Origin of the sequence: Paracoccus isoporae (genome assembly GCF_900101865.1) — a bacterium.
GTDB classification, from domain to species: Bacteria; Pseudomonadota; Alphaproteobacteria; order Rhodobacterales; family Rhodobacteraceae; genus Paracoccus; species Paracoccus isoporae.
In genome coordinates, this window is sequence record NZ_FNAH01000002.1 from 276,541 (window position 1) to 297,590 (window position 21,050).

Here is a 21,050-nt window from a genome sequence, read left to right on the forward strand (position 1 = left end):
GACCTGGAAGACCCATGCCGCGCGACACGCCCAAACTGTTCCCCGTCATCCTCTCCGGCGGCTCCGGCACGCGGCTCTGGCCGCTGTCGCGGAAATCCTATCCCAAGCAATTTGCGCCGCTGATCGGGGACCGGACCCTGTTTCAGGAGGCCGCGCTGCGCTTTGCCGGTGAGGAGGCCGGGATGGCCGCGCCGATCATCGTGACCAATGCGGATTTCCGCTTCGTCGTGACCGAGCAACTGGCGGCGGTCGGGATCGATCCCGGCGCCGTGCTGATCGAGCCCGAGCCGCGCAACACCGCGCCCGCGGTGCTCGTCGCCGCCTTCTACCTGATGGCGCGCGACCCCGATGCGGTGATGCTGGTCGCGCCGTCCGATCATGCCATCCCGGATCGCGCCGCATTTCTCGACGCCGTCACGCGCGGCATGGAGGCCGTGTCGCGCGGACGCATCGTGACCTTCGGCATCACCCCTGACCGGCCCGAGACCGGCTATGGCTATCTGGAACTGGAGACCGCGCCTTCGCCCGACGGCGCGGCGTCGGACCTTTTGCGCTTTGTCGAGAAGCCCGGCGCGGCGGCGGCGCGCGACATGCTGGCATCGGGCAAGTTCCTGTGGAATGCGGGGATCTTCCTGGCCCGCGCGGCGGATATGGTCGAGGCGTTCCGCAAGCACGCGCCCGACGTGATGGCGCCGGTCTCGGCCGCGCTGAAGAATGCGACCGCCGATCTGGGGTTTCTGCGGCTCGCGCCCGGTGATTACGCCAAAGCGCCCTCGATCTCGGTCGATTACGCGGTGATGGAAAAGGCCGGCAACCTCGCCGTGGTGCCGTTTTCCGCCGGCTGGTCCGATCTGGGCGGCTGGGATGCGGTCTGGCGCGAACAGGGGCCGGACGGGGACGGGGTCGCCACCTCCGGCCCGGCCGAGGCGATTGATTGCCGCGACAGCCTGCTTCGCGCCGAGACCGACGGGCAGGTGCTGGTCGGGATCGGGCTGGACAACATCATCGCCGTGGCCATGCCCGACGCGGTGCTGGTGGCGCCGAAGGACCGGGCGCAGGACGTGAAGCTGGCGGTGGCGCGGCTGAAGGCCCATGAGAAGCCGCAGGCCGAGACGCTGCCCCGCGATTACCGCCCCTGGGGCTGGTACGAAACGCTCGTGCTCGGCCCCCGCTTCCAGGTCAAGCGCATCGTCGTCAATCCCGGCGCGGCGCTGAGCCTGCAAAGCCATCATCACCGCGCAGAACACTGGATCGTCGTCGAGGGCACGGCGAAGGTTACGGTGAATTCCGATGTCAGCTTGGTCTCCGAAAACCAGTCCGTCTATGTCCCGCTCGGCGCGGTGCACCGGCTGGAAAATCCCGGCAAGCTGCCGATGGTGCTGATCGAGGTGCAGACCGGGTCATATCTGGGCGAGGACGACATCGTGCGCCATGACGACATCTATGCGCGCGGGCAGGGGGCGCGGGGCTGATGGGGGCGCTGCGCTGTTTCAAGGCCTACGATATTCGCGGCAGGCTGGGCGAGGATCTGGATGCCGGGATCGCATATCGCATCGGGCGCGGATTTGCGCGCGCCCTGGGGGCGCGCCGCGTCGTGCTGGGCCGGGACAACCGCCCGTCAAGCGCGGAACTGGCCGATGCGCTTGCCGCGGCGCTGATCGCCGAAGGGGCAGAGGTGCTGGATCTGGGGCTGTGCGGCACAGAGGAGATATATTTCGCCACCAGCCATTTCGACGCTGATGGCGGGATCGAGGTGACCGCCTCGCACAACCCGATCACCTATAACGGCATGAAGATGGTCGGGCGCGGCTCTGCCCCGCTGGGTGCCGAGACCGGGCTGGCCGGGATCCGCGAACTGGCAGAGGCGGATGATTTCGGCCCGCCCGCCCAATCGGCCGGGCTGCGGCGCGACGTGGCGGCCGAGGCGCGGCAGGCCTATGTCGCCAAAATCGTCAGCTTCGTCGATCCTGCCGCGCTGCGCCCGCTGAAGATCGTGGTGAATTGCGGCAACGGTGCGGCGGGTCCGACCTTCGACGCCATCGCGGAGGTGCTGCGCGGGACCGGCGCGCCGCTGGAGTTCATCCGCCTCAACCACGCGCCGGACGGCAGTTTTCCCAACGGCATTCCGAACCCGCTTCTGCCCGAGAACCAGCCGGTCACGGCCGATGCGGTCCGCAGTGCGGGGGCGGATCTGGGCATCGCCTTCGACGGCGATTTCGACCGCTGCTTCTTCTTCGACGAGACCGGCGGCTTCGTCGACGGCGAATATATGGTCGGCCTGCTGGCGGCGGCGTTCCTGACCCGCGAACCCGGCGCGCGCATTGTCCATGATCCGCGGGTGATCTGGAACACCCGCGACATCGTCGAAGCCCAGGGCGGCACCGCGATCCAGTCCCGCACCGGCCACGCCTTCCTGAAGGCGGCGCTGCGCGACCACGCGGCGGTCTATGGCGGCGAGATGTCGGCGCATCACTATTTCCGCGACTTCGTCCATTGCGACAGCGGCATGATCCCCTGGCTTCTGGTGGCCGAGCTGATGGGACGCTCCGGCCGGAGCCTGTCCGAACTGGTGGCCGAACGCCGCACTGCCTTTCCGTCATCGGGCGAGATCAATTTCGTCGTCATCGATCCCGATGCGGCGCGGGCGCGGGTGGAGGCGGAATTTGCCGCCGAGGCGCAGGGGCGCGACGAGACCGACGGGCTGTCGCTGGACATGGGCAAATGGCGGTTCAACCTGCGCGCCTCCAACACCGAGCCGCTCTTGCGGCTGAATGTCGAAACGCGCGGGGACCGCAAGCTCCTGGCGCGCAAGGTGGGGCGTCTGCGATCGCTGATCGACGAAGGCGCGACGGCGCGGGGGTGAGGCGCGGGCAAGCGCCGCGTTCGCCGCGAGCGCCCTCGACCCTTCCGTGTTCGGCAGGTGAAGGCCGGCGCGGCGACGCCGCGCCGGGCCGGTCGGGGCGGGTGGCCTCGCAGGGGGCTTTACCTCGGCGGCGCGCTGCAGCAGAAGCGGTCCATGCCACATGATCCCGAATTGACAAGGCGCGGCTGACCCGGATGGATGCCGCCCAGCTTCTCGCCGCGCTCCGCAGATTCGCGCCGGTCTATCTCGTCTGTGCGGCGGCGGGCTGGGGCTGCGCGGCGCTCGGCCTGCCCTTGCCCTGGATGATCGGGCCGCTCCTTGCAACGGCGGGGATGGCGCTTTCCGGGCGGCTCTCGGCGCCGATGCCGGTGCACACGCGGCCTTTCGGGCAGGCGGTCGTGGCCTCTACCGTCGGGCTGTCCTTCACCGCCGAGGCGCTCCAGATCATCCTGTCTTCGGCGCCGCTCCTGCTGGTCATGTCGGCCATGACGGCGGTGCTGGCGCTGCTGACCGCGCTTGTCCAGGCGCGGCTGTCGGGGGCGGGGCTGCCGCGCATGGTGCTGGCGACCTTTCCGGTGGCACCGGTCGAGGCCGCGATCATCGCCGAGGAAAGCGGCATTTCGCCCGCGCCGGTGGTCATGGCCCAGACCCTGCGCATCGCGGCGGTGGTCGTCACCATCCCTTTGCTGCTTTACGCCGCGAACGGGGGCGTGCGGGGCGGCTCGGCGCTTGCGGGGCCGGTGGAGAGCAGTTGGCTGGGGCTGGGACCGATGGCGCTTGCGGTGCTGGCGGGGGCGATGCTGTTTCGGGTGATGGGCTGGGCCAACCCGTTCTTCCTGGGACCGCTGGCCATGGTCAGCGCGCTGACCGCCGCCGGGGTCGGGCTGAGCGCCTATCCGCCGGTGATCCTCGGCGCCGGGCAGATCGTGCTGGGGGCGTGGCTCGGCTCCACCTTCCAGCCCACCCTGCTGGGGGGCGCGCGGCGCGAATTGCTGGCGACGGTGCTGGGCACGGTGGCGCTGCTGGCGCTTGTCGGTGCTGGCGCGGTGCTGATCGCGCGCGGCTTCGGCCTGCCCTGGCAGACGGTGATCCTGGGCACGGCGCCGGGCGGGGTCACGGAGATGGCGCTGACCGCGCAATATCTGGATCAGGACGTGGCGCTTGTCACCGCCGCGCATGTGGTGCGCATCTTCCTTCTGATGCCGCTGGCGCGTCCGCTGGTCCGGCTGGCGCAGCGGATCGGCTGAGGCGCGGGATGCGGCGCGGCACCGCCTGGCGGGCGCCGCGCCGGCTTGGGCGGTCGGATCACGACACCAGATGCTGGCCGTTATCCAGATGCCGCTGCACCAGCTTGCGCGATTTGCGCCCCGGCGTCAGCACGCGGGCCGGTTCGGCCTCATGCCCGTCCTCGAAGATCTGCGGCATGAGCTGTTTCAGCTCGGCGAGCTCGGCCGGGCGCAGGGTGCGCAGCGCTACCGGACCGGCATAGAGCGATTCCGTGACCGCCCCGTTCGAGATGACGCATTCATGCTGGTCGCACATGAAATGGACATATTCGACCTCGTCCAGATCCCGCGCGACCTCGACCCCGTCAAGCTGAAGAAGCTGCTTGGCGGCGACCAGGATTTCCTCGGTGCCGAACATGCGCACGGCGATGCGCGAGCGGACCAGGATACGGTGCTGGGGCGAGACGACCAGATCCGCCGACGGCATGTCGGGACCGAGCGCGCCGCGGCAGATGCGGATCGGTCGCAGATGCGGTGCGAGCGCCAGTTGCGCGGCGCTGAGCGTCACCGACCCGATCCAGCGGATCGGCTGCGGGCCGTTGTCGCAGGTCACCACCAGATCCCCGATCCGCAGCGCCTCGACGGCGACCGGCCCGTCCGGCGTGTCGATCAGCGTGCCGCTGGTGAAGCACTGCACGGCGAGATCGCCATCGGACGGGGTGGCGGTGAGGATGGCGGTGTTAAGAAGATCTGTCACGATGCCACTAAGGTTGATCTCCAGAATTCCCAGATCTATGTTGAGCAGCTCAGTTAGCGTGAGGTCTGCATCAATGCCGAGCAGGGGAATTTGGACTTTGACGGTCAGGTTTCCTTGATCGAGCGGCTGATCCGTGACGAAGTAGGTGGTTCCGTCACCGGCTTGGAGGACATGTCCTTCGATCGGATTTAGTTGAACCGTTATGAGTGCCAACACGGTGGCGTCCAAATTCGCTAAAGTGACCGCCCCAACATACTCCGCCTCGATGTCGCCGCTGGCGGTCGGGAAGGTCACCGTCTCGCCCGGGTCGGCGACGTCGATCTGCCCAGCATTCGGTTTGGAGGTTAGGGGTCCGGTTGATTCCTGCGATGTCCCGAACTGGTTCAATACGCCGATATCTCCGGTGTTCACGATGGGATCGAGCAACGGATCGAGTGTGACGAGGCTGGCCGGGGCTTCGGTAATATAAGGCATTCTGCACTCCGCGCGTGTCTGTAGAGATCCCTGACCACGCGGTCGGGACCGGAAATGGAGAATGTCGATGTGAACATCTTTACAGGGCGGCAGCCCGCGACGGCGGTTGCCGGTGTTGCGCCCGAACAGCCGGGCGGTATCGGTCACTCACAAGGTAACAGACGGTAAAACCATCGACGTGCGTGCAATGACCAAGGGGTCAGCATGAGTTAAGTTAACAAACTGTTAAGTTTAGTAAAGACTTAAAAAGTAAGAAAAATTTTTTTCGTAGATGGTTTTTATATCAAGTTCAGGCCTGACAATTGGCAGGTCGTTTGGTGCAATCATTCAACTATTGCTGGGGCGCTGCATGAGAACGCGCGGGGCGGAACCCGCCCCGCAAACGATCTCATTCCGGCGCGCGGGTCCGATCCGGCCGGTTGGCTGCTCCGGGAGCGGGAATCACGCGGCGCGCTCCTTTCCGGCTGGAAGGGTTGAGGGCGTTCCTTGCCGGCGGGAAACCGCTCTCCGCTCCGTCGGCAAGTCCGTGGCAGTTGCACGGCAGGCCCGATGCGCCGATAGTCGATTCTGATGCTGACCAGCCCTGACGCCGCGTTCGGAACCGCCATCGTCGCGTCACGAACCGGTTCCCGCATCCCCGGGTTGATCTGCCCCGCCCGCATCAGGTCTTCAGGTTGTAAAACCACACGAATTGGCCGTTTTCTATCGCTGTGCTTGCATTCTGCCCGGTCCCTGCGGCAGTGTTGTTGTCAGGTTCCAGATTGTCGGAGCCGGTGTTTTTGGTGAGTGGCTGTGTTAGACGCGGAAATCCGCCCCGTTCGGGCGGCCTGTCGCAGAGCCCGTTTGGGATGAGGCAGGTTATGGCTTCGAGACATGAACAGCAGATCCGGCCCGCTGTGGCGGAACGGCTGCACGAGACCGGGGGCGCCCCGCTGCGCCATCTTCGCGCGGCGCTGCGCGATCCGGTCTATCTGAAGGATGCGCCGGGTCTGGTGCATCTTCCTTTCATCTTCTGGCTGGTCAGATGTCTCGCGCCGCGACGCGTGGTGCAGTTGGGGCTGGATGACGGGCTGAGCTACATGGCGCTGTGCCAGGCGTTGCAGGACGGGGACGGGCGCGGGACCGCGCTTGGCATCGCCGACGGGCCGCCTGCGCTGGATGGGGTGGCCAGCGAGCTGCACGCCGCGCGCTATGCGCTGATCTCGCGGGTCATTGCCCAGCCCGATCCGCCCGGCCAGGTGACGGAGCTGCGCGCCGACCCCGATCTGCTGGTGATCGGGCCGGATGCGGGTGAGGAGATGCTGGCGGACTGGCTGCCTCGTCTTGGCCGCGGCGGGGTGATCCTGACGCATGCCGCGCAGCGCGAACGGGTCCGGGCGCAATGGCGTCGCCAGGCCAGCTTCCGCTTCACCTTCCAGCCCGACCCGGATGCGGCGCCGCTGACCCTGCTTGCGGCGGGGGACGAACTGCCCGAGGGGCTTCAGGCGCTTGCGATCCAGGGGGCAGGGCGCTCGGATGAGGAGCGGCTGCTGCGCCGGCTGGGGATGGGGCTGCGGGCGCGATACGAGAGCGGGCGGCTGCCGGCCAATCGCGCGGCGGCAGCGCCGGCCTCTGACATGGTGCCGACCCCGGCACCGTCCGGCGCCCACCCGGATCAGCTGTCGGATCCGGCGGCCGAGCGCCGCCAGGCGGAGCATCTGCGCGACATCGCCGTGCTGGCCCAGGACTACATGGCCGAGATCGCCACGCTGCAGCAGCAGAACCAGCAGCTTGAACAGGCGCTTTCGGGCAACCAGCAGGCGCTGACAGCGGCGCGGAAGGCCGCGGCGGATGCGGCGGCCCATGCCGCGGCAGAGACCGTCGCGCATGCCGCGACGCAGTCCGCACAGCAGCGCGACGACATGGCCCAAGCTCTGGAGGCGGAGCGCGCCGAGAAGGACTATCTCGCCGCGAGGCTCGGCCAGGTCGAGCATCACCTGTCCCTTCTGCAGGATGAACTCGCCGCAGCCTACGGGCAGCGCGACGATCTGCTGAAGAACCGCGCCTGGCGCGTCACCTTTCCGCTGCGCCTGGCCAGCAATGCATTGCGCGGCAAGGGCAGGGGCCGGTCACGCCCCGCAGCGACGGGAGGCCAGTGATGAACAGTCAAGCATATGCCGCCCCGGCGGCGGATCATGGCCATCTGCCGTCGCGCGACACGGCGCTGTCCGACGCAGCAAGGCGGCTGTTTGCGCATGGCCGCCGCGGCGCGGCGCAGGCGGTGCTGCACGGGATTCAGCCGGGGGCGATGGGCGACGACGCGCTGCGGCTGCTGAACCGGCTGAAGCGGCGGCCGGGCGTGTCGGTGGTGATGCCCAGCCATTCCGGCGCCAGCCGCATCGGGCGGGCGCTCGACTCCATTGCGCGGCAGACGCTTCATCCGGGGATGTTCGAGCTGATCGTGGTGCTGAACGGCCCGGATGACGGCACGCAGGCGATGCTGACGGAGTTCGCCCGCCAGCACCCGCAGATCTCGACTACCGTGCTGCGCAGCCCCCAGATCGGCGCCAGTCATGCCCGCAATCTCGGGCTGGGACATCTGCGCTTCGACCACGCGACGTTCCTGGATGATGACGATTACATCTCCCCCGGTTTCCTCGAGGCGCTGTATCGCTGCGCCGGGGATGGCGACCGGATGGTGCTGGCGGAATTGCGCGATTTCGACGCCGACGGGGTGCGCGACAGCGCGATCAGCCAGCGGATCCGCGCCGCGTTCGACGACCGCCGCGAGGCCGCGATCGGCGAATTGCACGGGCTGGACACGGCGCTGACCATGACCTGCATCAAGCTGTTTCCGGCCTATTACGCCGATCTGATCCGCTTCGACCCGGATCTGGCCAGCGGCGAGGATGTCGTGTTCTGGACCGAGGCGCTGTCGCGGTTTCAGCCGCGCGTCTGCTTCACCGGCCCGAATGCGGCGGTCTATTACCGCGAGCTGCGCGACGGCAGCGTGTCGCGCCAGGCGGCGTCGTTCCAGTTCAACGTGCTGGACCGGCTGAAGGTCATCGCCCGCCTGGACCGTCTGCATCAGCGCGCGCCGGGCCAGTTCACCCTGTCGAAGATCCTGTCCGGTGTCGGCTTCATGGTCGCCTATCTGCGCCAGAACCCGCAGGATCATCAGCGCGTCGTCGATGCCGTCACAGCCTCCGGCCTGTCGGTCACGCGCGACATGCTGCGCTATCTGAACGAGAAGCTGCGCGACAAGCTGGTCATCTCCTATTGTTTCCCCCCCTCGCTCGACACCGCCTCGATCGTGGCGGCCAAGCGGCTGGCCCTGGCCGGGGAACCCTTCGACGTGATCTCGAACGACATGTCCGCGATCCGCAAGACCGACAGCCGGCTGCTGGATCTGTGCCATGATCTCGTCGGGCGCGAGATCGTGTGCAAATCGGCGCCGCGATGGAGCATCGATGCGGCCAGCGGGATCGGGTTTGCCGAACAGTCCCGCCGGCACGCCTTGGCGCTGAACGAGAAGAATCCCTATCGCACGCTGTATTCGCGGGCGATGTGGCCGGCCTCGCACCTTGCGGGGGCGAGCATCAAGGCGGCGCTGCCGCATCTTCGCTGGCAGGCGGAGTTCTCGGACCCGCTGGCGGTCGACATCATGGGCGTGGACCGCCCCGGCGAAATCGACCCGGACTGGCTGGAGCAAAACGGCATCACGGCGATGATCCGCGAGGCCGGATTTCCGATCCCGCTGACCCGGAGCGTGATGAAATGGTGCGAATATGTTGCCTATGCGCTCGCGGATGAGCTGTGGTTCACCAATGCCAACCAGATGGACTACATGCTCTCGCGGCCCTGGATCGTGCCGCTGCGCGACCGGATCGCGCCGCGCGCGGTAATCTGCCGCCATCCGACCTTGCCGGATCGCTATTACGACATGGCCGAGGATCGCTGGACGCCGCAGACCGGGCGCTTCAGCATCGCCTATTTCGGCAATTTCTACCAGAATCGCGGGCTTCAGGAGGTGCTGACGGCGCTGAGCCAGCTTGACCCCGCAGACCGGCGGGCGCTGAAGCTGGACATCTACTGCAGCGCGAATCCCGAGCTGAACGAGATGATCGGGCAGCTAGGCCTGACCGGCACGGTGGAGCAGTTCGAGCTGCTGCCGTTCCTGGAGTTCCTGGCCCGCAGCCGGAAATACGACATGTTGCTGGTCAACGATGCGGTGACGGCGGGGATCAAGCCGTTCAATCCCTATCTTCCGTCGAAGCTCAGTGATTATCTCGGTGCGAAACGGCCGATCTGGCGGCTGGCCGAGCCGGGCAGCCCGATGAGCGGGGTGACCCTGCCGGACGGATCGCAGACCTCCCGGCTGGGCGATGTCGCCTCCTATCGCGCGGCATTGCAGCGCATGGCCGGAAGCCTGGTCCCGGCCTGAGCGCGCAATCAGCCGACGAGATTGCCTGCCGCGTCGATAATCATCTGCCCGTCCTCCTTGTGAAGCGGGCCCGGCGGCAGGCGATCCAGCAGCGGCAGCACCGCCTCGGAGGGCCGGCAGAGCCGCACGCCCTTGGGCGAGGCGACGATCGGGCGGTTCACCAGCACCGGATGCGCCAGCATGGCGTCGAGGATCACCTCCTCCGCGACGCCCGCATCGAGCAGCCCCAGCTCGGCCGCGGGGGATTTCGTCTCGCGCAGGGCGCTGCGCGGGGTCAGCCCGGCGGCGGCGAACAGCGCCAGGAGCTGCGGCCGGGTCCAGCCTTCGCGCAGATAGTCGATCACCACCGGCTCGCTGCCGGATTTTCGGATGATCTCCAGCACGTTGCGCGAGGTGCCGCAATCGGGGTTGTGATGGATGACGATCATGCAGACTCCTGTGCGAAGCGGGCGCGGGTGCGGCTGGCGAAGGCCGCCAGCGACAGCATCACCGGCACCTCGACCAGGACGCCCACCACCGTGGCCAGTGCGGCGCCCGAGTTCAGGCCGAACAGGCTGATGGCGACGGCGACAGCCAGTTCAAAGAAATTCGACGTGCCGATCAGCGCACATGGGGCGGCGATGCGGTGCGGCACGCCCATCGCATAGGCCGCGCCGTAGGCCACGGCGAAGATGCCATAGCTCTGGATCACGATGGGCACGGCAATGAGCAGGATGATGAAGGGGCGGTTCAGGATCACCTCACCCTGAAGGCCGAACAGGATCGCCACCGTGGCGATCAGCCCGATCATCGACCACGGCTTGATGCGGGCGGAAAATGCGTCGATGGCCGCTTGCGAGCCCAGCATCCGGCGCGTGAGCATCCCCGCGGCCAGCGGCAGCACGACATAGAGCACGGTTGCCATGACCAGCGTCTGCCACGGCACGGCGATTTCCGTCACCCCCAACAGCAGCGCCACGATGGGCGCGAAGGCCACGACCATGACCAGATCGTTCAGCGAGACCTGAACCAGCGTATAGGTGGCGTCTCCGCGCACGAGCTGCGACCAGACGAACACCATCGCCGTGCAGGGCGCGGCACCCAGCAGGATCAGCCCGGCGATATATTGCTGCGCATCCTCGGGCGAGATCCAGGCGGCAAAGACGTATTCGAAGAACAGCACCGCCAGCAGCGCCATGGTGAAGGGCTTGATGAGCCAGTTCACCGCCAGCGTGATCAGCAGCCCGCGCGGTTGGCGCGCAACCCCGGCCACCGCGCCGAAATCGACATTGACCATCATCGGATAGACCATGGCCCAGATCAGCACGGCGACGACCAGGTTGATCTGCGCCACCTCGGCCCCGGCAATGGCCGAGACCAGCCCCGGCGCCAGGTTGCCCACGATCAGCCCCAGCACCATCGCCAGCGCCACCCAGAGCGTCAGCCAGCGTTCAAAACTGCCAAGCGGCGTCGCGGCCGCGTTCACAGAGCTATCGGTCATGGCGGGTCAGCCTTCCGTCAAGGTGGTGTCGCGCTGCCCGATCTCGTCCAGACGATGTTGCAGCGACATCCGGTCCAGCGAGGCAATGGGCAGGTTGGTGAAGATCGAGATCCGGTTGCGCAGCATCCGGTAGGTCTCCGAGAAGGCCAGACGCCGCTCGGCCTCGGTGCCCTCGACCGCGACCGGATCGGGCAGACCCCAATGCGCGGTCATCGGCTGGCCGGGCCAGAGCGGGCAGACCTCGCCCGCGGCATTGTCGCAGACGGTGAAGACGAAATCGAGCTGCGGCGCATCGGGTTTCGCGAACTCGTCCCAGCTTTTCGACCGCAGCCCGTCCGTGTCCAGCCCGACCCGATCCAGCAATTGCAGCGCGAAGGGGTGCGGCTCGGATTTCGGTTGCGACCCGGCGGAGAAGGCCTTGAACCGGCCCCCGCCCTCGGCATTCAGTATGGTTTCGGCGATGATCGACCGGGCGGAGTTGCCGGTGCACAGAAACAGGACGTGATAGGGGGATCCGGACATGATGTTCCTCAGCAGTTGCAGGCGATCTGGTTCAGCACCGGCTCGCAGATCTCGGCCTGTCCGCCGCAGCAATCCTGCATCAGGAATCCCAGCAGGCTGCGCATGGCCTCCATCCCGGCGAAATACCGGATCGAGCGTCCCTCGCGCACCGACCGGACCAGGCCGGTCTGCGCGAGGATGCCCAGATTGTTGGACAGGGTGTTGGCGCGGATGTTCAGCGCATCGGCGATCTGACCGGCGGACATGCCGTCCGGGCCGGCCTGGATCAGCAGGCGGAACACATCCAGCCTGACCTCGTGCGACAGGGCGGAGAGCGAGTCGAGGGCGCGTGTCTTTTCCATAATTCATGTAATAATGAATTGATTCCGGGCGCGCAAGCCCCTTTGCGGCGAAAACCGAAATTCCTGAACGGCTTGCCGCCGGCTCAGCGCGTGCCGATCAGTCGGTTCAGCGATTGCAACCCGCGCGAGGCAACGAAATCGACCAGCAGCCGCACCTTGGGATCCTGCAATCGTTTGTGGGGATAGAGGCAGCCGAAAATCGCCGGGGCGGGGCGCGCCTGCGGCAGCACCTCGACCAGACGACCTTCGCGGATATGCTCGGCCACGTCGAAGAAGGGCTTGTTGACGATGCCCCGCCCGGCCAGGGCCCAGTCGGTCAGCACATTGCTGTCATCGGCGTCATATTTCCCCGACACATCCACACGCCGCAGCCCCTCGGCGGTGTTCAGCACCCAGTAATATTCGGGCGAGCGGGGATAGCGCAGCAGCAGGCAATGGTGATTGGCGACCAGATCCTCGGCCGATTGCGGCGCGCCGAACTGCTCCAGATAGGCGGGCGCGGCGCAGAGCACCCGCTCGCACACCGCGATCTTGCGCAGCTTCAGGCTGGAATCCTCGGGGTTGTCGACGAAGAACGCCACGTCCAGCGAATCGGCCAGCATGTCCACCTTGCGATCCGACATGCGCATGCGGATCTCGATATCCGGGTACTCATCGACGAAATCCGGGATCAGTGGCGCGATGATCCGCCGTCCGATCCCCAAGGGCGCGCTGATGCGGATCACCCCGCGCGGCGCGGCAGAGACCTGCGCCACCACCGCCTCGGCCTGTTCAAGCTGGTCGAGGATCTTGCGCACCTCGTCATAGAAGCGGCGCCCCACCTCGGTCGGCTGAAGCGAACGGGTGGTGCGGTTGAACAGCCGCACACCCAGATGCTGTTCCAGCTCCTTGATGCGCTTGCTGGCAACGGCCGGGGTCAGGCGCAGATCGCGCCCCCCCGCGGTGATGCTGCCCAGTTCGGAGACGCGCGCGAAGACGCGCAGGCTTTCAAGATAGGACATCGCGGCACCTCCTCTTTCCGGTCCGTCCGGCGATTGCGCGGCCGGAGACATGGCCCAACCTTCATGCCCGCCGGAATTGCCAACGCATAGCACATTATTTTCAACACAGCGTTGAAAGAAATTCCCTGACACGCCGATTTTTTGCAGGATGCGCTTCGGTTAACCTTCAAGACGCTTCGATTAACCCGCCGAGATGCCGACTTCGGTCGCAGACAGCCAGTCAGGGAGGCCAGATGGCGCAACAGTCCGAGATCCGATTCCTGCTCAACGGCAAGGAGATCATCCTCAGCGACCTGCCAGCAACGCAGACCCTGCTGGAGTTCCTGCGCATCGAGAAGCGGCTGACCGGCACCAAGGAAGGCTGCGCCGAAGGCGATTGCGGGGCCTGCACGGTGCTTGTCGGTCGGCTCCATCAGGGCCAGCTCCGCTACGAGACGGTGAATGCCTGCATCCGCTTCACCGCCTCGCTGCATGGCTGCCACGTCGTCACGGTCGAGTATCTGTCGGGGCCGGAGGGGCGGCTCCACCCCGTCCAGCAGGCGATGGTCGAACATCACGGCAGCCAGTGCGGCTTCTGCACGCCGGGCTTCGTCATGTCGCTCTATGCGCTGTGGATGGGCAACCCGCGCCCGGACGCCACCCAGATCGAGACCGCGCTGCAGGGCAATCTGTGCCGCTGCACCGGCTATGAACCGATCATCCGCGCCGCCCTTGCGATCAACGAATATGGCAGCCCGGCCCATGACCACCTGAACCGCGAACGCGACAGCGTCACCGAGAAACTCTCGGCCCTGCGCCAGGCGCAGCGGATCGAGATCGGGCCGCAGGACGACCGCGCCATCCTGCCGCTGGATGCGGCCGATCTGGCGCAGGTGCTGGCCGACAACCCGAAGGCCACCATCGTCGCGGGCGCCACCGATGTCGGGCTGTGGGTCACGAAATTCCTGCGCCCGATCTCGCCCGTCGTGTTTATCGGCCATCTGGAGGATCTGAAATCCGTCGAGATCGGGCCGGAAGCGGTGACGATCGGCGCGGGCGTGACCTATACCGAATCCGAGGCCGCGATCCGCGAGGCCTTCCCCCATCTGCGCGCCTATTGGGACCGCATCGCCGGCTGGCAGGTCCGCAACATGGGCACGATCGGCGGCAATATCGCCAATGGCTCACCCATTGGCGACACCCCGCCCGTGCTGATCTCGCTCGGCGCCGAGCTGGTGCTGCAAAACGCGGGCGGCACGCGCCGCATGCCGCTTGAGGAGTTCTTCATCGATTACGGAGAGCAGGACCGCGCGCCGGGCGAGTTCGTGGCCTCCATTCGCATTCCCCGCCCCGCCACAGGGCAGATCGACGCAGCCTACAAGATCTCCAAGCGGCGGGACGAGGATATCTCGGCGGTGGCGGCTGGCATTTCCGTCACCGTCGAGAATGATCTGATCCGAACGGCCCGGATTGCCTTCGGTGGCATGGCCGCGACGCCGAAACGCGCCGCGGCGGCCGAGGCCGCGCTGATCGGCAAACCGTTCTCGGCCGAGAGCTTCGACGCCGCTGCGGATGCGCTTGCAAAGGATTTCAAGCCGCTCTCCGACTGGCGCGCCTCGGCCGAATACCGGCTGATGGTGGCGGGCAACCTGCTGCGCCGCTTCCATCTCGAACATGATGCAGCAAACCCGGCGCCGGCCCGGCTGGAACTGGCCTGAGCGCGCCCGGAGGAGGATGACATGAAGGATTACCAGCCCGTCGCCGGCGCCGCGCATCAGGAACTGGCCCATGACAGCGCCATCAAGCATGTCACCGGGCGCGCCGAATATACCGACGACATCGCCGAGCCGGTCGGCACGCTGCATGCCTATCTGGGCGTGTCGGGCGAGACCCATGCCCGCATCCTGTCGATGGACCTGTCCGAGGTGCGCCGCGCCCGCGGCGTCGTCGATGTGCTGACCGCCGACGACATTCCCGGCGTCAACGACATCAGCCCGAACGGCAATGATGACGAGCCGGTCTTTCCGAAGGAACTGGTGGAATATCACGGCCAGCCGATCTTTGCCGTCATCGCCGAGACCCGCGACGCGGCGCGCCGCGCGGCGGAACTGGCCAAGGTCGAATACGAAACCCGTCCCCACGCGCTCGACCCGGTGGCGGCCGAAGCCGCCGGAATGCCCATGGTCACGACGCCGCTGAAGCTGGAGCGGGGCGATGTGGCCGAGGGGTTCGGTGCCTCGGCACGGCGGATCTCCGGGCGCATGACGGTCGGCGGGCAGGATCACATGTATCTGGAGGGCCAGGTCTCCTTCGCCATTCCGGGCGAGGATGAGGATGTGATCGTCCATTGCTCGACCCAGCATCCCAGCGAGGCGCAGCACATGGTCGCCCATGTGCTGGGCATCCCCAGCCACTCGGTGACCGTGAATGTGCGCCGCATGGGCGGCGGCTTCGGCGGCAAGGAAAGCCAGATGACCATCTTCGCCTGCGTGGCGGCGATGGCGGCGAAGCGGCTGAACCGTCCGGTGAAGATCCGCCCCGACCGCGATCAGGACATGACCGCCACCGGCAAGCGCCATGATTTCGTGATCGATTACGAGGTCGGCTTCGGCGATGACGGCCGCGTGCAGGCGGTGGAGGGCAAGTTCGCCGCCCGCTGCGGCTACTCGTCCGATCTGTCGGGGCCGGTCACGGATCGGGCGCTGTTTCACGCCGACAATGCCTATTACTACCCCCATGTCCGGCTGGTTTCGCGCCCGCAAAAGACCAACACCGTCTCCAACACCGCGTTCCGCGGCTTCGGCGGTCCGCAGGGCGTCATCGTGGCCGAGCGGATGATGGAGGAGATCGCCTATGCGCTCGGCATGGACCCGCTGGATGTGCGGCTGGCCAATCTTTACGGCGAAACGGGCGACGGGCGGAACCTGACCCCTTATCATCAGGAGGTGAAGGACAATATCAGCCGCCGCATCATCTCCGAAGTCGAGGCGGGGTCCGATTACCGCGCCCGCCGCGCGGAAATCATGGCCGAGAACGCGAAGGGCGGGGTGATCCGCCGCGGTATCGCGCTGACCCCGGTGAAATTCGGGATTTCGTTCACCAAGACCTCGTATAATCAGGCCGGGTCGCTGATCCATGTCTATGCGGATGGCTCCATCCAGCTCAATCACGGCGGCACCGAGATGGGGCAGGGGCTGAACACCAAGGTCGCCCAAGTCGTGGCCGAGGCGTTCCAGGTCGATATCGGCCGGATCAAGATCACCAGGACGACGACAGAGAAAGTGCCCAACACCTCGGCCACGGCGGCATCCAGCGGGTCCGACCTGAACGGCATGGCGGCACTGGATGCGGCCGAGCAGATCAAGTCCCGGCTGGTGCAGTTCGCGGCGGCAAAGTGGAATGTCGGGGAAACCGAGATCGAGTTCCTGCCCAATTCCGTGCGCATCGGGGCCGAGGTGATGCCGTTCGACCGGCTAATCGCCGAGGCCTATACGGCGCGGGTGCATCTGTCGGCGGCGGGCTTCTACAAGACGCCGAAGATCCACTGGGACCGGGCGGCGGGACAGGGACGGCCCTTCTACTACTACGCTTACGGCGCGGCCTGCTCGGAAGTCGCCGTCGATACGCTGACCGGCGAATACCGGATCGAGCGCAGCGATGTGCTGCATGATGTGGGCCGCTCGCTGAACCCGGCCATCGATCGCGGCCAGGTCGAGGGCGCTTTCGTGCAGGGCGTCGGCTGGCTGACCACCGAGGAGCTGTGGTGGGACGACAAGGGCCGGCTGCGCACCCACGCGCCGTCCACCTACAAGATCCCGCTGGCCAGCGACCGGCCGCGCCAGTTCAACGTGAAGCTGGCCGACTGGTCGGAAAACCGCGAGATGACCATCAAGCGGTCGAAGGCCGTGGGCGAGCCGCCCTTCATGCTGGGAATCTCGGTGTTCGAGGCGATCTCGATGGCGGTGGCGAGCGTCGCGGATTACCGCGAATGCCCGCGCCTCGACGCGCCGGCGACGCCGGAGCGGGTGCTGATGGCCGTCCACCGGCTGAAGAGCGGGGGGTAGGGCCATGCGGTTCAGCGATCAGCTTGCCGAATTCCTCGACCCGCCGGGCGCGGTGGCGCAGATCTGCATCACCGAGGTGCGGGGATCCTCGCCGCGCGAGACTGGGGCGGAGATGTTCGTCCGGCAGGATGCGATCTGCGGCACGATCGGCGGCGGCCAGCTGGAGCACCGCGCCATCGCGGCGGCGCGGGACATGCTGGCGGTGGGCGACGTCTCGACCCGGCTGCAACTGCCGCTCGGCCCCGAGATCGGGCAATGCTGCGGCGGCTGGGTGGAGATCCGGGCCACGCGGATGAGCCTGCGCGACCGGCGCAAGGCGGTGGCCGACGCGCAGGCGGCGGATGCGGGCCTGCCCTGCGTCTATATCCTGGGCGCGGGCCATGTCGGCCGGGCGCTTGCCTGCCAGCTTCAGCATCTGCCGCTGCGCACGGTGCTGGTCGATCAGCGCGCCGGCGAGTTGGCGATGAACCGCGCCCATGTCGAGACGCGCCACAGCGCCATCCCGGAATTCGAGATCATGCAGGCCCCGCCGGGCAGCGCCTTCATCGTGCTGACCCATGATCACGGGCTGGATTTCCTGCTGGCCTCGGCGGCGCTTCAACGGGGGGACGCGACCTATGTGGGCATGATCGGCTCGGCCACGAAACGGGCGAAGTTCCGAAGCTGGTGTGCTGCGCAATGCGACGGGCTGGCGGTCGAGGATCTGGTCTGCCCGATCGGCACCGGCGGCAATCGCGACAAGCGCCCCGCCGTGATCGCCGCCTATGTCGCCGCCGAAGTCATCGCCGCGCTGAGTTCTGCTACGGCGCAGGCGCACCCGTCCGAAATCCGCGCAGACCGGCCCCGGCGGGGCGTGGCGCTGCGCATCGCCGTCAACTGAAACACCGGCGGCCCCTCGGCCCGCATGGCGGGCGGCGGGCGCAGCCAGGTCACAGGAACAACGAAAGGAGCCCGATCCATCCGGCAGCCCCGCGGCCGCGCGCCGAGAGGGACCGCCCGCACCGCCTTGCGGTGACGACATCCACCGGGTGCGGCACCCGTGATCTGCGGCGAGGCCGCAGGGTCCGGTCCGCAACCGATTTCACCTGTGGCACGGGTCTGGTCTCCAGGCGCGGCCGCCCGGTCGAGGAGCGACGGGCGGGATGCGCAACGCACCATGCCGGCACCGCGCCCGAACCGACACAACCGAGAGGCCACCCGCCAGGGCGGGCCGAGATCCCTGGGAGGAGCTATGCTAGAGAAATATTTCGGGCTGACAGCCCATAACACCAGCCTGCGGACGGAGGTGATCGCCGGGATCACCACCTTCCTGACCATGGCCTATATCATCTTCGTGAACCCGGACATCCTGTCCACCACCGGCATGGACCGGGACGCGGTGTTCGTGGCCACCTGCCTGGCCGCGGCGCTCGGCTCGGCGATCATGGCGCTGTGGGCGAACTGGCCCATCGGCATGGCGCCCGGCATGGGGCTGAACGCCTTCTTCGCCTTCACCGTGGTCGGCGCGCTGGGTTTCACCTGGCAGCAGGCGCTCGGCGCGGTGTTCATCTCGGGCCTGGTGTTCCTGTTTCTCTCCGTCACCGGCATCCGCCGCTGGCTGATCGCGGGGATCCCGACCTCGATGCGCAGCGCAATCGCGGCCGGGATCGGCATGTTCCTGGGCCTGATCGCGCTGAAAAGCGCGGGCGTGGTGGTCGACAACCCCGCAACGCTGGTGGGCCTGGGCGATCTGACCCAGACCGGCACGCTGCTGGCCGTGGCCGGGTTCTTCATCATCGCCGCACTTGATGCGCTGAAGGTGCGCGGCTCGATCCTGATCGGCATCCTTGCCGTGACCGTGCTGTCCATCGCGCTTGGCGTGTCGGCCTTCGGCGGCGTCATCTCCATGCCGCCCTCGATGATGCCGACCTTCATGCAGCTTGATCTGGCGGGCGCGCTGACCGTGGGGATCTTCCATGTCATCCTGGTCATGGTGCTGGTCGAGGTGTTCGACGCCACCGGCACGCTGATCGGCGTGGCCAAGCGCGCCGGGCTGCTGACCGAGGGGCCGGCCCATACCAACAAGGGGCTCAGCCGCGCGCTGATGGCCGATTCCACCGCGATCCTGGCCGGTTCGGTCCTGGGCACCAGCTCGACCACCGCCTATGTCGAAAGCGCCTCGGGCGTGCAGGCGGGCGGGCGCACCGGGCTGACCGCGCTTGTCGTGGCCGTGCTGTTCCTGCTGGCGATGTTCTTTGCGCCGCTGGCAGGTTCTGTCCCGCCCTACGCCACCGCGCCGGCGCTGCTCTACGTCGCCTGCCTGATGGTGCGCGAATTCTCCGAGATCGCCTGGGAGGATGTGACGGAATCCGCCCCGGCCGTGCTGACCGCGCTGATGATGCCCTTCACCTATTCCATCGCCAACGGTCTGGCCTTCGGCTTTGTCAGCTATGCGCTGATCAAGCTGGCGACGGGCCGGGCGCGCGAGGTGCATCTGGCGACCTGGATCGTCGCGGCGCTGTTCGTGATCCGCTTCGCCTTCTTCGCCGAATAGGCGCATGACAGGATGCGGGCCGCCGGAAACGCCACGCGGCCCGCATCGCCCGACACATCCTTTCCTGACACCGGACCGAGACATGACCCAGAAAGCGAAACGGATCCTGCTGCGCGGACGCCTGCTGGATTTCAGCGCCGAACCACAGGGCCCCGGGGATCGCGACGCCATCCGCTATGTCGAGGACGGCGCCATCCTGATCGCGGAGGGCATCATCGCGGCGTCGGGCAGCCATGCCGAGGTCGCGGCCAAGGCGCATGACGCGCGCGAGATCGACCACCGCCCGCATCTGCTGATGCCCGGTTTCATCGACACGCATCTGCATTTTCCGCAGGTCCAGGTCATCGCCTCCTGGGGGGCGCAGCTTCTGGACTGGCTGAACAACTACACCTTCCCCGAGGAAACCCGCTTCGCCGATGCGGAACACTGCGCGGCGATGGCGGGGCAGTTCTTCGACCTCATCACCAGCCACGGCACCACCACCGCCGCGGCCTATTGCTCGGTCCACCCGGCCTCGGTCGAGGCCTATTTCACCGAAGCCGCGCGGCGCAACATGCGCATGATCGGCGGCAAGGTGATGATGGACCGCAATGCGCCCGACGGGCTGCGCGACACGCCGCAATCGAGCTATGACGACAGCAAGGCGCTGATCGCCAAATGGCACGGCACCGGGCGCGCGCAGTACGCCATCACCCCGCGCTTCGCGATCACCTCGACGCCCGAGCAGTTGGAGATGGCCGGCGCACTCGTGGCCGAGCATCCCGAGTGCTACGTCCAGACCCATCTGAGCGAAAACCACGACGAGATCGCCTTTACCGCCGAGTTGTATCCCGACGCGCCTGACTATCTCGGCGTCTATGAGCGCTACGGGCTGCTGCATGAGAGATCGCTGCTGGGTCACGCCATCCATCTGAAACCGCGTGAGATCGACCTGCTGGCCCAGACCGGGGCGAAGCCTGTCTTCTGCCCGACCTCGAACCTGTTCCTTGGCAGCGGGCTGTTCGACGATGCGGGACTGCGCGGGCGCGGCATCACCAACGCGATTGCCACCGATATTGGCGGCGGCACCAGCTATTCCATGCTGCGCACGCTGGATGAGGGCTACAAGATCCTGCAATTGCAGAACCAGAAGCTGCACCCGCTGCGCGCCTTTCACTGGATCACCCGCGGCAATGCTGTGGCCCTGGGGCTGGAGGACCGGATCGGGACGCTCGCCGCGGGCAGCGAGGCCGATATCGTGGTGCTGGATGCGCGCGCCACGCCCGCCATGGCGCTGCGGATGGAACGGGCGGAGACGCTGTCCGAGGAGTTGTTCGTGCTGCAGACGCTCGGGGATGACCGCGCCATCGCGCAGGTCTATGTCGCCGGGACTGCGCAAAAATGATGA

General features: G+C 67.0%; 16 protein-coding genes. 10 read left to right on the plus strand and 6 right to left on the minus strand.

What is annotated here, in order from left to right; translation table 11 throughout:
- Positions 1 to 14 precede the first annotated feature (14 nt).
- From BLT73_RS04925 to BLT73_RS04935, 3 genes are all read left to right on the plus strand, one after another.
- The gene (locus tag BLT73_RS04925; RefSeq protein ID WP_090521427.1) at positions 15 to 1,472 is read left to right on the plus strand and encodes a mannose-1-phosphate guanylyltransferase/mannose-6-phosphate isomerase; all 1,458 of its coding nucleotides are present in this window, start codon (positions 15 to 17) and stop codon (positions 1,470 to 1,472) included.
- Complete coding sequence (locus tag BLT73_RS04930) at positions 1,472 to 2,863, plus strand: phosphohexomutase domain-containing protein (protein WP_090521429.1); 1,392 nt, start codon at positions 1,472 to 1,474, stop codon at positions 2,861 to 2,863. The genes BLT73_RS04925 and BLT73_RS04930 overlap by 1 nt, the downstream gene beginning before the upstream one ends.
- A 194-nt stretch (positions 2,864 to 3,057) precedes the next feature.
- Positions 3,058 to 4,110, plus strand: a complete 1,053-nt coding sequence (locus tag BLT73_RS04935; RefSeq protein WP_090521430.1) for an AbrB family transcriptional regulator — start codon at positions 3,058 to 3,060, stop codon at positions 4,108 to 4,110.
- Between the two features lie 58 nt (positions 4,111 to 4,168).
- On the opposite strand, the gene BLT73_RS04940 is transcribed toward BLT73_RS04935, so the two are convergent.
- Entirely contained in the window at positions 4,169 to 5,467 is a 1,299-nt protein-coding gene (locus tag BLT73_RS04940) for a Hint domain-containing protein (protein ID WP_245727078.1), read from the minus strand.
- 713 nt (positions 5,468 to 6,180) lie between these two features.
- Here BLT73_RS04940 and BLT73_RS04945 point away from each other — a divergent pair.
- Together BLT73_RS04945 and BLT73_RS04950 are read left to right on the plus strand one after the other, a co-directional pair.
- Positions 6,181 to 7,458, plus strand: a complete 1,278-nt coding sequence (locus BLT73_RS04945; RefSeq protein WP_090521434.1) for a class I SAM-dependent methyltransferase — start codon at positions 6,181 to 6,183, stop codon at positions 7,456 to 7,458.
- A complete protein-coding gene (locus BLT73_RS04950) occupies positions 7,458 to 9,743 on the plus strand; it encodes a glycosyltransferase (protein WP_090521437.1) in 2,286 nt (761 codons plus the stop codon). The genes BLT73_RS04945 and BLT73_RS04950 overlap by 1 nt, the downstream gene beginning before the upstream one ends.
- Positions 9,744 to 9,751: 8 nt before the next feature.
- Here BLT73_RS04950 and BLT73_RS04955 read toward each other — a convergent pair whose 3' ends face one another.
- The 5 genes from BLT73_RS04955 to BLT73_RS04975 all read right to left on the minus strand — a co-directional run bounded on the left by BLT73_RS04955 (position 9,752) and on the right by BLT73_RS04975 (position 13,087).
- Positions 9,752 to 10,171 (minus strand): arsenate reductase family protein, encoded by a 420-nt coding sequence (locus tag BLT73_RS04955; RefSeq protein WP_090521440.1) that lies wholly within the window; start codon positions 10,169 to 10,171, stop codon positions 9,752 to 9,754.
- Positions 10,168 to 11,223, minus strand: a complete 1,056-nt coding sequence (gene arsB / locus BLT73_RS04960; RefSeq protein ID WP_090521442.1) for an ACR3 family arsenite efflux transporter — start codon at positions 11,221 to 11,223, stop codon at positions 10,168 to 10,170. The genes BLT73_RS04955 and arsB overlap by 4 nt, the downstream gene beginning before the upstream one ends.
- Before the next feature lie 6 nt (positions 11,224 to 11,229).
- Positions 11,230 to 11,745: an arsenate reductase ArsC gene (locus tag BLT73_RS04965; protein ID WP_090521444.1), complete on the minus strand. Its 516-nt coding sequence runs from the start codon at positions 11,743 to 11,745 to the stop codon at positions 11,230 to 11,232.
- Between the two features lie 8 nt (positions 11,746 to 11,753).
- Complete coding sequence (locus BLT73_RS04970; protein ID WP_090521446.1) at positions 11,754 to 12,086, minus strand: ArsR/SmtB family transcription factor; 333 nt, start codon at positions 12,084 to 12,086, stop codon at positions 11,754 to 11,756.
- A gap of 83 nt (positions 12,087 to 12,169) precedes the next feature.
- Positions 12,170 to 13,087, minus strand: coding sequence for a LysR family transcriptional regulator (locus tag BLT73_RS04975; RefSeq protein ID WP_090521448.1), 918 nt, complete (start codon positions 13,085 to 13,087; stop codon positions 12,170 to 12,172).
- 233 nt (positions 13,088 to 13,320) lie between these two features.
- On the opposite strand from BLT73_RS04975, the gene xdhA reads away from it, so the two are divergent.
- The 5 genes from xdhA to guaD all read left to right on the plus strand — a co-directional run bounded on the left by xdhA (position 13,321) and on the right by guaD (position 21,047).
- Positions 13,321 to 14,784 (plus strand): xanthine dehydrogenase small subunit, encoded by a 1,464-nt coding sequence (xdhA, locus tag BLT73_RS04980; protein ID WP_090521450.1) that lies wholly within the window; start codon positions 13,321 to 13,323, stop codon positions 14,782 to 14,784.
- 21 nt (positions 14,785 to 14,805) lie between these two features.
- A complete protein-coding gene (xdhB, locus tag BLT73_RS04985; RefSeq protein WP_090521452.1) occupies positions 14,806 to 17,130 on the plus strand; it encodes a xanthine dehydrogenase molybdopterin binding subunit in 2,325 nt (774 codons plus the stop codon).
- A 4-nt stretch (positions 17,131 to 17,134) separates the two neighbouring features.
- Positions 17,135 to 18,010, plus strand: a complete 876-nt coding sequence (gene xdhC / locus BLT73_RS04990) for a xanthine dehydrogenase accessory protein XdhC (RefSeq protein ID WP_090521454.1) — start codon at positions 17,135 to 17,137, stop codon at positions 18,008 to 18,010.
- A 351-nt stretch (positions 18,011 to 18,361) separates the two neighbouring features.
- Complete coding sequence (locus tag BLT73_RS04995; RefSeq protein ID WP_090521455.1) at positions 18,362 to 19,663, plus strand: NCS2 family permease; 1,302 nt, start codon at positions 18,362 to 18,364, stop codon at positions 19,661 to 19,663.
- 82 nt (positions 19,664 to 19,745) lie between these two features.
- Entirely contained in the window at positions 19,746 to 21,047 is a 1,302-nt protein-coding gene (guaD, locus tag BLT73_RS05000) for a guanine deaminase (RefSeq protein ID WP_090521457.1), read from the plus strand.
- Positions 21,048 to 21,050 lie beyond the last annotated feature (3 nt).